An 11,282-nucleotide genomic window follows, 5' to 3' on the forward strand; every position below is an offset into this window, starting at 1 on the left:
CGGAAAGCGCCGGACAACAACCCAAAGCTCATCAGTTGCTGTAATCATTGGCAGTCCAGTACATCCGACTTCCGGCCAGAAACATTTTTAACGTGCCGCGCATTTACCAGATACACAGTCAACCCTCGCGACCCCAAAAGTTCATACAGCGGAATCCAGTATACCCCCGTCGACTCCATTGCTGCAGTGTCAATTTCACAGGCCTCCAACCAGTCCGCTAAATCATTCAGGTCTGCGGTGAAACGCTTGAGCTCCCGTACCGGCTCGTCATCCCTATCCGGTGGTACCGCCTCAAAATGGCTCGCAGAACCAATATCAATCCCCGCCGCATTCGGGTGGGTTAACTCCAATTTACTTTGCTTGCGCTTTGCCATGGCATCCTCCATCATCTCTATCGGAATGCCGCACGGGTTCGGGTTCGTCGTTGTACTCACTCTTTCAAACGGGATGCCCGCTACCACGGACTCACCAATGTCATCAATGTCACCGATGTGGCCCATGACCACGCTAAAAAACGGGCGGATTAGCACCAGTGATGTGTCGGTCTTCTCCAGCGCGACATTCCAACTTTACCCCTCGAGCTCTGATGCCGCTTGTTTTTTTGCGCGCCTTGCCACCACCAGCGGATTACTACGCTAAAAATACCTAAAAAAGGAGATCTACCATGAAAACATCAGTAATTTTAAACACTCAGGGCAAAACCGATCTCGCCATGCTGTTGTTCCGTGTGACTGTTGGCAGCATTGTAATTGCCATGGTGCCTAGAAACTCTTCGGCTGGTTCGGCGGCTATGGGCTCGAAGCCACGGGCGAGTGGATGGCCTCGATCAACCTCTCGCCCGGTTACTTGATGGCATGATATGCGCTGACATTACTGGCCGCCAGCCTGGTACTGCTGTTGCAAGGCGCAGGCAAACATTCACTCGACCGCAAACGCCAGAACGCCCTTTAATCAACTACGGAGGACACAATATATGGGAATATTGATCAATGGACAGTGGCATGATCAGTGGTACAAAACTCGGGAAGGCGAGTTCATTCGCGAAGATGCCCAACACCGCCACTGGATCACCAAGGATGGGCGCGCCGGACCGACCGGCGTAGACGGCTTCACGGCAGAATCTGGCCGCTACCACCTGTTTGTATCGCTGGCCTGCCCATGGGCGCATCGCACCCTGATTTTCCGGAATCTGAAAAACTTGCAGGCGCATATCGGCGTAACCGTGGTTGATCCCAAAATGCTGGCGCATGGCTGGGTCTTCAGCGAGGTTTCCCAGGATAATCCCTTCCCGGCGTTGCGTTTCCTGCACCAGCTGTATACCCGCGTCAAACCTGATTATACGGGCCGGGTCACGGTGCCGGTGTTATGGGACAAGCAGCGCGACACCATCGTCAGCAACGAATCAGCCGACATCATTCGCATGTTCAACAGCGCGTTCAACGACATCACACGCAACGATCAGGATTTCTATCCCGAGGCCCTGCGCGGCAGGATCAATGCTGTCAATGAAGTGGTCTATCACGACATCAACAATGGCGTCTACAAGGCCGGCTTCGCCACCACCCAGCAGGCTTATGAAAGCGGTTACGACAATCTTTTCAAGACATTGGACGAGATCGAAGCCATTCTGGGCAAGCACCGTTTCCTGATCGGCGACCAACTGACCGAAGCCGACTGGCGTCTGTTTACCACTCTGCTGCGCTTCGACGCAGTCTATTACAGCCACTTCAAGGCCAACAAACGGCGCATCGAGGACTATCCGCACCTATCCAACTACCTGCGTGATCTCTATCAGTATCCAGGTGTCGCCGAGACCGTCAATTTCGGGCATATCAAAACCCATTATTACTACAGTCACCCGAGCATCAACCCGACCCGCATCATCCCCAAAGGGCCGGAGATCGACTACAGCCGGCCACACAATCGCGAGCAACTGTTTACATGACGATATCCTGAAATTTGAGAGTCATCTTCACCCGCCCACATAACCCGAGAACCAGGTTCACTGGAAATTGAAATCGCCCAGGTGACCGGTAACATCCACCACTTCGGCCGTCCGATAGCCTTCAGTGCCAACCGGTTTGACATGCCAGCCATTGACGGCACTGGCCAGCACCGCGAGCCGGGTATCGGACAAGTTGGCCAATGGCCCGCTGTCGTTCCGCTCATCACAAATGCTTTGGGCAAGCCGCCTGCGGGAAAGGGGATGCTACTCTTTTTATACAGCTTGGCTATAATTATTACATGCCAAGATTAAGTAGAACCGTATTTGCCGGCATACCGCAGCACATCACGCGGCGTGGAAATCGACGAGAAAATGTTTTTTCACCGATGACAACCGAAGCGCCTATCTCGGCTGGTTAAAAGAGTACTGTGATAAATACCGTGTTGATATTTTAGCGTACTGCCTGATGATGAATCACATCCACCTTTTATTGCAGTTCCTGAGATGGATGATGGGTTGCAGAGAGTTTTAAAACTGTTGCACATGCGCTATGCGCAAAGAATTAACCGGGCAGGGGGGTGGAAAGGCCATTTATGGCAAGGGCGATTTTTTCATCACCCTTAGGAGATGCCTATTTATGGGCTGCCATCCGGTATGTCGAACGGAATCCAGTACGAGTAAAAAATGGTCACCAAAGCGAAAGATTATTCCCGGTCGAGTGCCGCGGCGCATTGTGGGTTAAAGGAAGATGCGATCTTGAGTCAAAAGTCTGAGTGGAAAAAACAATGCGATCAAATTTCGAATTGGTCGTCATGGTTGGCGGAAGGCGATGATCCCGGGAAATTTGAATTGTTGCGGTGAAATATCGAAAAAGGTTTGCCTTGCGGGGGAGGAAAATTTTATTCGAGGATTGGAAAAGATTGCGGGTAGATTATTGCGTTATCGTCCTTTAGGGCGTCCAAGGGGTGAAGAAAGAGAGCAATAAAGGGTAGCTTCCCTTTTTCCGTGAAAGCACTTGCGAAGCTTTTTTCACAGTATCGCATCATTACAAAGCAGAATTACGCCACTGAGGTATGAGTGATATATTCATTAGCTATGCAAGAGCAGACAAGGAGAGAGCTGAGCTTCTAGCTGAGGTATTTTCGCGGCAGGGTTGGTCTGTGTGGTGGGATCGCGAGATTTCCCCCGGAAAGTCGTTTGATGAGACGATAGAGACTGCATTGAACTCGGCCCGATGTGTAATTGTTCTCTGGTCTAAGGACTCTGTGTCATCCCGCTGGGTGAAAACGGAAGCAGCAGAGGGCGCGGCGCGAGGAATTCTAATCCCGGTGTTGATCGACAAAGCCCAAATTCCCCTTGAGTTCAAGAGAATTGAAGCAGCAGATCTTTCCGATTGACTGGGCATCTCTCCTCATTCTGAGTTTGATCAATTATTGAAGACCGTTGCCAGCATCCTCGGTGGCAGTGCCCCGACCCAAATAAAACAAATGCCAACGAATACAAAATTGCGGTCCCGGCGCTGGTGGAAGACCATATCAGGTTTGGTGACAGCTACGGCAGGCATTATTACTGCCGTGGCGGGCTTGCTTGTGACGCTCCATCAGATCGGGCTTCTAAGCAACAAAGAAAAGCCTGCATTCGTATTCTCGTCGTCCGACAAGGATACCACCAAGCGACTTGCGGTAACTGCGCCTTCCGCGACGTCTACAAAGACAACCGAGCCTTCCAAGGCAAAATTGCCTTCCGATGCGACAAAGACCTTAGCCAACGATCGCGTGACACGGTACTCGGTCACTTTTCCGTTTGGCACTGAAGTAACCCTTAAAAATAATCGAGGGGAGGGAACCTACAAAATCCTAGCGGCGCAGGTCGACAGCCGGAATGCGGGAAGATTTACCTTGAAATTCTATATACGCTTAACCAATAAAGGTCCATTGGATTTAGGATTTTGGAGCGCCTCATTTCGGCTGCTGATAGACGGCGTACCGCGGGCGCCGACAAGCTGGTTAAACGACGGTGTGGATGCCCGAAGCGCCAAAGAAAGCGATGTCATCTTTGAAATGCCCGATACCGCTGAAAGCCTAGTGCTTTCAGTGACAAGTGGGCCGGAAACAGCCAATATTCCAATTATCCTGAAGAAATCGGATTAAATTCAAGCAGAGAATGATAGAAAGAAAAGCACGAGGTCAAGGTCTTGGACGCACGTAACGGGCACGGGTTTAGATTCTAGACTAGGCACGTAACGGAGACAGGTCTAGACTATAGAATCTAGACCTGTCCCCAAAGACTTGATAGATTAACCTATTTTCCTCAGTTGAAGTCTCTTAATCTTCCCAGGGGCCAGTAGATTATGGTGTTTTGGGTGATTTCTATCATCACCAGTTGGGTGAAATTTTAGCAAAACAGTCAGAATCAGCCAAAAGTGTTGCCGCACCTTGCTTTCAGCTTATTTATAGCAACTGAGGATTCTAGGTTTATGCCTAACGCCCGCTCGAATGCGGGGTTAGGCGACCGATCAGCCACGGTGACCCTGGGGCTCGTCTTTGGCGGCAACTTCCCAGATGCCTGGGCGATTGAACTTCCCATCGGCGGGACTTTCGTACACGGTGAACTCGACCTCAAGTATTCCTTCGTCTGGGTGATTCAGAATTGCGTATGCCGTGTCGGGCTGGCGAAGGAACTCGGCCTTGGCGATGTCATGAAGAACATAGTTATCAGCGAACACACGCGAGTCGTTCTTCTGTATGGCCGTGCGTAGTGTGGTTAAGACTCGTCGGCCATCGTCGTATTTGAGGTTGATCTGAAGCTCCGTGTGAAAGATTGTGTGATCAAGTTCTGCTAGCGTCTCACGTGCAAAGATTTTGAGTGTGAATCCAGGCTTCAGAGAGTCAACGTAGCGTAGCGTGTAGCAGCGTTCTAGGAAGTGGAGGAACTCTGGGTTGAACTTGGAGAATAGGTCAGGGACGAATGCGCAAATCTGCTTGATGTGCTTCTTCTGCAGGTGACCTCGTAGCGGCTTACCGGCCACAGCTGAGAGGGCCTTGAAGTATTTTTCAACCGCAGTGGACGCGAGTATGGCTCCCTGTAGGGGAAGACCCGAGCGGAGCAGTGTCCTTGCGCCGATGTAGTCGATAAAGCCCAGTTGGAGGAATTGAAGAACGATGCGAACGCGCTTTTGATCAGATGTCTTGTCTTCCACAACTGTTCACCTTGTCGCCTAACATAGAAGTAACCGGACCTGCGCGGCTTTTCGCGCAGGTCCGGTTGACTGCCGGGTTGGGGCTATGCATCATCACTAAACTCCCGCTCAAAAAGCGTGCCAACTAGCCATACCAAGGCAGCCGGCAGTATCCAGAGCAAAATGATTCCGATATACGGCAGGACGTAGGTATCCTTTGTGGTGGAGACAGCGCCCACTACAGCTGAGTCGAAATTGCCAGCGGTGAAGAGGATGATGGCAAGAACAATTTCGAGGACAACAATGGAAAACGAATTTCCATGCTCTCGCAGGTGTTTGTAGGACTCAACCAATCCGCCTTCGGCAGCGTCACGCTTACCCGCCAACTTCTTGTAGAATTGAAGGAGTTCTTTCGTCCGGAATAGAGTGAACAGTATGGCTAGGTATTGTGGCCACAGCACGAGGGCTGCAAGCGCAAAGACAAAAGAGAAGAAGTAGAGCGTTGCGCCGGTAGAGGTGCAAGTGAAGAAAAATGCAAGTGTTGCGACCAGCGGCGGAACGAAGAGAAGTAGAACACGCCGAATTGATGCTTTGCTGTTTTGGCCAATATTTAGCAAGAACCGCCCCGCATGGAGTACCAAAATTGGGGCGCTTGCAATGTAGCAATAGGCCAACCCATAACCCGCCAACAATGTCAGCAAAGGGCCATCTATCTTTCCGGCCTCTGCGCCAAAGAGCATTGGCTTCAACGTGGGATTGGTGTTGCAGAGGAAGAAAAAGACAACTCCGCCAACCACTGTGCCCATGCCATAGCGCACCGCGTAAAACTCCCACCAGCGGGAGGAACTAAAGGTCTTTTTCTCAGGTTGCGCCATAGTTTCTCCAACGGTAGGTAAGTTGCATATTATTTCCTTATGTTTTATAGAATTACGTCGATTTAGCTTTCATCATAACTAGCTTTGTTAGATCCACAAATATGATAAATAGATTATGTCTTTTGGGTTAGGGACGCGACTAACTCAAGCTTATGCCTCGCGGTTATCAAGCCTTGCAGGTCAGATGGTAACAGATGACTTGATGCGTAGGTACGAAAACAGGCGAGGAGCAATGGTAACGGATAAAGCCGACCGTGAAAGTGTTGAGTCCCGAAATGACTGTTTTGGAATGGGCCGATGGTATCAAGACGCCAGCAGGCAACAATACCCCTGGCGTAAAAGGTGAGTCAGGGGTATCCACCCGGGATCGTAGGCCGCTTCGAATTTGATATATATTGAGAATATGCGGTAACCCAGGAGATCCCAAGATCGGCGCTTGGATGATAAGCGCACTTCCCAACAAGTCTAAACAGCGAGGACGGAAGCGGAGATACTGGGAAGTCGGAGACTCCCATAGTTAGCGATGAAGGCGGGTAACGCTGCTGGAGCAAAGGGGAGTCGGTTTAAGATAACGGTCAAGGGAAACATGCCCCGACACCGAGCGGACTATGAGCATGACAACCACAATTGAACGTTTCACACAATGGGCGCGGAACAATCCGCAAGGGCAATACACGGCGCTAATTGGATTGCTTAGCAATCCAATAGAGCTGCTGTTTATACCCTAAACCATTGTGGATGACTTAGACTGGGAGCCGGATGGTGTAACGCTCCAAGTCCGGTTCTGCGAGGGCTGTGGTGCGCAAGTGTCGCAGCTACTCACCCATTGCAACAAATGCAAAAAGAGAGTATTGCATCGCAAGACTTGATACCTTTGTACTGCAAACGGTATAGCCTTTAAGCTTCTTTTTCCTGTTCTGGTTGACTGCCATACCGATTTAGGCCTTTCAGTATTAGAACTCTTTCTAAACATCTTTCATTTTTAAGTTTAATTGGTCGCCAAACCTGGGCTAACCGATTTCAAAGGACGTCACACCAAAAAGTCGATTTAGCGGAATTTTAGGTATTTCGCCCGTATACATTCTTGCGGTTTCGAACGAAACTTTCATATTATGACGCTCTGCCAATGATAAAGCAGCCTGATTGACTTTTGGCGTATCCAGATAAACTGGTTCCGACGGTTTCACCGTGGATTTTAAAGCCAAAAAAAGAGATTCGGCTAATTCTGGATTGTCCGCAAAAAGAGGACTGATCTTGTAACCGGTGCGGCAAGCACGAATCACACCATATCCCGCTAGTTTTCCGCTCTGCATGATGCCCAAGGCATGGCTGTCAGGTTGGCTTGTCCAGCATTTTATAAAATGAGATCTGTTTGCCGGAAAAAATGGTTGATCGTATGAATCAATGGTTTCAAAAGGTAATGTGGACAGTTTCACAATTTCAGCATTTTCAAGGGAATTGCCGCCACCACCGTGTCCTTCATAGCGAATATTGCTATAGGCTAGTTTGAATCCAGATTTTTTGTAATTGTCTTGCTGGGCTACAACTCCATTAAGACCAATATTCCACCCTTCAAGATATTTAAGGCCAGCATTCCAAAGTTGAATACCATACCCTTTACCACGATATTCTGATTTGACAATGTAGAACCCGAGAAAGCCAAAGGATTCACTGTATTTGATTGCAGAGATTGTGGCGATGGGTTCTTCGTCTAGGAAGCCAATGAGAAAACCAGTTGGGTCTGCTGTGTAATAACAGTCGGCATCATGGAGTCCTGGGTTCCAACTCTTCTTTGCTGCCCAATCAATGGCAATATCAATTTCCTCTCTATCCATTGTTTTAATTGTAAAGTTTTTATTTCGCATTTTTATATCTTGGGAAAGTATTGCCACTTGGTATGCTAACGGACTAACGGACACATAAATGGCGCAAGGAACGAGCGTCCGGCGACCGATAGGAAGTGTATTTGATGTGATTGTTAGGCATAATCACTCTAATTTTATAATCCTGTTTTCCTTTCCGGAGTATGTGACTATCGTAATTTTACCCGCTGACTCATAGCTAATTAAATAATCGGAGTTCACTACGTCAACTTTTTTAATGTTACTGGCAGTGAGCTTGATTTTCAGTGTCTTGGTTTCTCTTTCAATGTCGGATAGTACTCTATCCAGAGATCCGCTCTTGTCATAATCGATCAGAGATATGGAAAGAACTCCTGCAGCCAACAAGAGTACCGAGACGTTTATTAATACGACCCCGCTTGTTTCTGAGTTACCAGTCTTGATTGCACGTATGGCACGGCCGAAGCCGTACATGGCTGCTACCATAGAAAATATCAACAGGAGTGGTGCCAGGTAGTTCAGTTTTGTTGCGTTAATAGATTCCTGATTTAGCACATAAAAACCGATTAGCGCTGTTAAAATGGCAGAAGCTATAGATATAGTTGTTTTTGAAAGTTCTATTAGAGACTTCCACGCTTCTACATGACTTTTATCGCCCGATTGGCACATGCTAAATATCCTTTGGCACCGGACACCATCTGTCTAATGCCGATGATATGTTATGCCAAATTTCCCACGAACTAATCTTGCCTTTACGCCAACGAGATTGATAGTGACCGTAACCATTACTCATATCAACTAGGATGTTAGGGATAATCGATATCGCAAATCGTTGCACAGAATCAAGATCTACGTCAGCCCAATGTGGTGATGGGTCTTTCTCGATATTGATTACCATTTGAACGAGTGCCTGCTTTGCACCATTGGTTAAACGAAATGGTTGTTGCTGTCGTTCCGTTAGTTCCATCCATTGGCTTATAGCGGCATCCAGCCTTTCTTCTATCTCCGATATTTCCATGATTATTTCCTTTGGTGGTGATTTTTATACCTAACAAGTAATTATATAGTTTCCGTATATCTTCCATACTTTTGGTATTAACAGCAACAGAGTCGTTATGCTTATCAGGTTTGCTAACTACATATCATCCTCAATAAAACGAGATGCAGATCTGAAGATCATGACAGTACAGACTGTCTCATATTATTTAGCCAGATTATCGGAGATTTAATGAAAGAAATTGACTGGCTGGCTGGTGGTTCTGGCCGAAAGCGGATCAAGGGCGGCCAAGATCGGACTTGTCCGTCAGATCCTGAAACGCGCCGCCAAGCTGTGTCAGATAGCGGATTTGCTGGGATTCTCCCCCTTGCTTGCGTGTGTAGCGCTGAACAAAAATGCCCGCTCCCGAAGAACACTCAATTCATTACACCCACTTACCCGCAACGGAATTGGGATAAGTTTCATGCGGATTTCAGATTACCTCAATTAATTTACCCTTTTCATCAAAACCAGCGCATTCGAATCCACCTAGATGATCAGGATAGCTAAGCTGGTTTGAAATAATTCGCGTGCTGCCGATCATTTGATCGTCGCATATCAGCTTCAAATCATTTCAGGAGTTCCTTGATGTACCGATCATGAAGTTCGAGCGTATCCGCGGGCTTCAAAGATGAGGAATCCGGATTTTTGATCAACCTGAAATCATTGACTTGTCGCTCAGCAATCTTCATGGCCTATGCATTTCCACCGTCAAAATCCGTCCACATCATTCCGCCAAAGAAGTGTACACCGTCTATGCTGACAAACTCATCACGCAGGAGCGTTACATTCGGATGGCGAGTGACAAGCCACTTTTTGAAGGTTTCTTCTTCTCTGTTTTTTGGCGTCCGGGTGTAATATTCGTGGTTGCCTGTAACGTACAGTACGGGTTTTTTCCAGCCTGTAAGAAATTTGGTTAGGGGAGAATAATTCTGAAACGTGATGATATCGCCTGCCAAAATTATTAAATCGGCGTCAATATTCTCCGGCATTTTCCAGCCGGACTTAAATTCAAGATGTAAATCACTGTAGCTGATAATTTTTATTATGCGTCCTACTTTTTAATAGGCCGATTGTTTTTATACGCCTGATACAAGTTTGTATGATTTTATCTTTACACTGCTCGTACAGCAAAAAGCAGATCAAGCAATGGCGTGCAACATAATGATCCATATATAGACCATTATGCAGTCTTATGATTCATATATAGATCAATATTGTCTTGACAGAATACCTGGTTTTTGTTAGCGTGGTTCATAAAAAGATCATAAGCATGCTTTGTGATCTATATGTAGAACAAATTATAATAATGCCAAAGTCTATTACACGAACCTACTCACGATACACCCGTGAAGCATCCTCCCTCCTTGGCGGACTGATCCGTGCCGCCCGCAAAGAACGTCAATTAACCTCTCAGGACGTTGCAGACCGCGCGGGCATTTCCAGAGGACTTTTGCAACGCATCGAGAAAGGTGATCTTAAATGCGAGATCGGCGCTGTATTCGAAGTGGCGACTATCGTTGGTGTTAAGTTGTTTGACTCTGATGAACTCACCCTGCGCAAGCATATCCGCCAAACCGAGGATAAGCTGGCGCTCTTGCCGAAATCCGTGCGCAAAAAATCCAGGGTTGTCCACGATGAGTTCTGATCGCGATAAAGAAGCTTATGTCTGGATATGGTTGCCGGACGAGACCGAGCCCGTCGTGGCAGGTCGGCTTGAGGCTGATAACGGTCATATTCTGTTCAACTATGGCAAAAGCTATCTGGAGCGAGTACGTGACACAAAACCGGCAATTGCGATTTACGAACCGGAACTGCCTTTGAAGCCAGGCGTCTTGCCATTGCCAGAAGGCTTGAGCATGCCCGGCTGTATTCGAGATGCTGCGCCCGATGCTTGGGGGCGGCGTGTCATTATCAACAAAAAGCTGGGTCTCAAAGGTGTTGGTACGGATACAGCCAGCTTGGATGAACTCACCTATCTGCTGGAATCCGGTTCTGACCGTATTGGCGCGCTGGATTTTCAGCGCTCGCCAACTGAATATGTGCCCCGCTTTGCGTACAATGTGAACATGGAAGAGTTGATTGATTCTGCCGAGCGGGTTGAAAAAGGCGTGCCGCTCACGCTGGAACTTGATCAAGCGCTTTTTCACGGCAGCTCCATCGGTGGTGCGCGCCCAAAAGCTCTGGTCCAGAATGAAGGTAAAAAATACATCGCCAAATTTTCTTCGAGTGCCGACCTGTACAGTGTCGTTAAGGCCGAGTTTATCGCCATGCATCTGGCCGCATTGGCGGGTCTTAATGTTGCACCTGTAAGAAGCTGTCTGGCAAAACGATTTCCATTAGAATCAAGGATTTTTTGATAGTAAGCTAAGAGATGTCATACAAAACGGATATAAATGATGAGGAA

17 protein-coding genes and 1 pseudogene are annotated in these 11,282 nt (G+C 48.0%); 10 read left to right on the forward strand and 8 right to left on the reverse strand.

Going from position 1 to position 11,282, the window contains the following annotated elements:
- Positions 1-47: 47 nt before the first annotated feature.
- Positions 48-374: pseudogene (locus BLP80_RS13255) on the reverse strand (transposase); the annotation flags it as partial.
- A gap of 290 nt (positions 375-664) precedes the next feature.
- On the opposite strand from BLP80_RS13255, the gene BLP80_RS15975 reads away from it, so the two are divergent.
- The gene (locus BLP80_RS15975) at positions 665-850 is read left to right on the forward strand and encodes a hypothetical protein (RefSeq protein ID WP_218120456.1); all 186 of its coding nucleotides are present in this window, start codon (positions 665-667) and stop codon (positions 848-850) included.
- A gap of 123 nt (positions 851-973) precedes the next feature.
- Entirely contained in the window at positions 974-1,945 is a 972-nt protein-coding gene (locus BLP80_RS13265; protein ID WP_090544006.1) for a glutathione S-transferase family protein, read from the forward strand.
- 57 nt (positions 1,946-2,002) lie between these two features.
- Here BLP80_RS13265 and BLP80_RS13270 read toward each other — a convergent pair whose 3' ends face one another.
- Complete coding sequence (locus tag BLP80_RS13270; RefSeq protein ID WP_256325106.1) at positions 2,003-2,146, reverse strand: NAD(P)/FAD-dependent oxidoreductase; 144 nt, start codon at positions 2,144-2,146, stop codon at positions 2,003-2,005.
- Between BLP80_RS13270 and BLP80_RS15335 the strand changes: the two genes are divergently transcribed.
- From BLP80_RS15335 to BLP80_RS13285, 5 genes are all read left to right on the forward strand, one after another.
- Positions 2,146-2,364, forward strand: coding sequence for a hypothetical protein (locus BLP80_RS15335; protein ID WP_143002302.1), 219 nt, complete (start codon positions 2,146-2,148; stop codon positions 2,362-2,364). The two genes, BLP80_RS13270 and BLP80_RS15335, sit on opposite strands and share 1 nt — an antisense overlap.
- Positions 2,268-2,477 carry a transposase gene (locus BLP80_RS16725; protein ID WP_090544027.1) on the forward strand — a complete coding sequence of 70 codons (210 nt, stop codon included), beginning with the start codon at positions 2,268-2,270 and terminating at the stop codon, positions 2,475-2,477. Before BLP80_RS15335 ends, BLP80_RS16725 begins: the two co-directional genes overlap by 97 nt.
- A gap of 152 nt (positions 2,478-2,629) precedes the next feature.
- Complete coding sequence (locus BLP80_RS15745; RefSeq protein ID WP_176754374.1) at positions 2,630-2,806, forward strand: hypothetical protein; 177 nt, start codon at positions 2,630-2,632, stop codon at positions 2,804-2,806.
- Between the two features lie 212 nt (positions 2,807-3,018).
- On the forward strand, positions 3,019-3,342 hold the full coding sequence (locus BLP80_RS13280; RefSeq protein WP_090544008.1) for a toll/interleukin-1 receptor domain-containing protein: 324 nt from the start codon (positions 3,019-3,021) through the stop codon (positions 3,340-3,342).
- Positions 3,343-3,378: 36 nt separating this feature from the next.
- Positions 3,379-4,095: a hypothetical protein gene (locus BLP80_RS13285; RefSeq protein ID WP_090544010.1), complete on the forward strand. Its 717-nt coding sequence runs from the start codon at positions 3,379-3,381 to the stop codon at positions 4,093-4,095.
- Between the two features lie 365 nt (positions 4,096-4,460).
- Here BLP80_RS13285 and BLP80_RS13290 read toward each other — a convergent pair whose 3' ends face one another.
- The 5 genes from BLP80_RS13290 to BLP80_RS13315 form a co-directional block, all read right to left on the reverse strand.
- Positions 4,461-5,144, reverse strand: coding sequence for a HEPN domain-containing protein (locus tag BLP80_RS13290; protein WP_090544012.1), 684 nt, complete (start codon positions 5,142-5,144; stop codon positions 4,461-4,463).
- An 83-nt stretch (positions 5,145-5,227) separates the two neighbouring features.
- A complete protein-coding gene (locus BLP80_RS13295) occupies positions 5,228-5,998 on the reverse strand; it encodes a hypothetical protein (protein WP_090544014.1) in 771 nt (256 codons plus the stop codon).
- A gap of 1,010 nt (positions 5,999-7,008) precedes the next feature.
- On the reverse strand, positions 7,009-7,890 hold the full coding sequence (locus BLP80_RS13305; RefSeq protein WP_218120457.1) for a GNAT family N-acetyltransferase: 882 nt from the start codon (positions 7,888-7,890) through the stop codon (positions 7,009-7,011).
- 96 nt (positions 7,891-7,986) lie between these two features.
- Positions 7,987-8,508: a hypothetical protein gene (locus BLP80_RS13310; protein WP_090544017.1), complete on the reverse strand. Its 522-nt coding sequence runs from the start codon at positions 8,506-8,508 to the stop codon at positions 7,987-7,989.
- A 1-nt stretch (position 8,509) separates the two neighbouring features.
- Positions 8,510-8,857 (reverse strand): hypothetical protein, encoded by a 348-nt coding sequence (locus tag BLP80_RS13315; RefSeq protein WP_090544019.1) that lies wholly within the window; start codon positions 8,855-8,857, stop codon positions 8,510-8,512.
- A 210-nt stretch (positions 8,858-9,067) separates the two neighbouring features.
- Between BLP80_RS13315 and BLP80_RS13320 the strand changes: the two genes are divergently transcribed.
- Complete coding sequence (locus tag BLP80_RS13320; RefSeq protein ID WP_090544021.1) at positions 9,068-9,385, forward strand: hypothetical protein; 318 nt, start codon at positions 9,068-9,070, stop codon at positions 9,383-9,385.
- 185 nt (positions 9,386-9,570) lie between these two features.
- On the opposite strand, the gene BLP80_RS13325 is transcribed toward BLP80_RS13320, so the two are convergent.
- A complete protein-coding gene (locus BLP80_RS13325) occupies positions 9,571-9,924 on the reverse strand; it encodes a metallophosphoesterase (RefSeq protein ID WP_143002303.1) in 354 nt (117 codons plus the stop codon).
- Positions 9,925-10,184: 260 nt separating this feature from the next.
- On the opposite strand from BLP80_RS13325, the gene BLP80_RS13330 reads away from it, so the two are divergent.
- Entirely contained in the window at positions 10,185-10,523 is a 339-nt protein-coding gene (locus tag BLP80_RS13330) for a helix-turn-helix transcriptional regulator (RefSeq protein ID WP_090544025.1), read from the forward strand.
- Positions 10,513-11,235, forward strand: a complete 723-nt coding sequence (locus BLP80_RS13335) for a type II toxin-antitoxin system HipA family toxin (protein WP_218120458.1) — start codon at positions 10,513-10,515, stop codon at positions 11,233-11,235. The genes BLP80_RS13330 and BLP80_RS13335 overlap by 11 nt, the downstream gene beginning before the upstream one ends.
- Positions 11,236-11,282 lie beyond the last annotated feature (47 nt).

This window comes from Nitrosomonas sp. Nm132 (assembly GCF_900100485.1).
Taxonomy (GTDB): domain Bacteria; phylum Pseudomonadota; class Gammaproteobacteria; order Burkholderiales; family Nitrosomonadaceae; genus Nitrosomonas.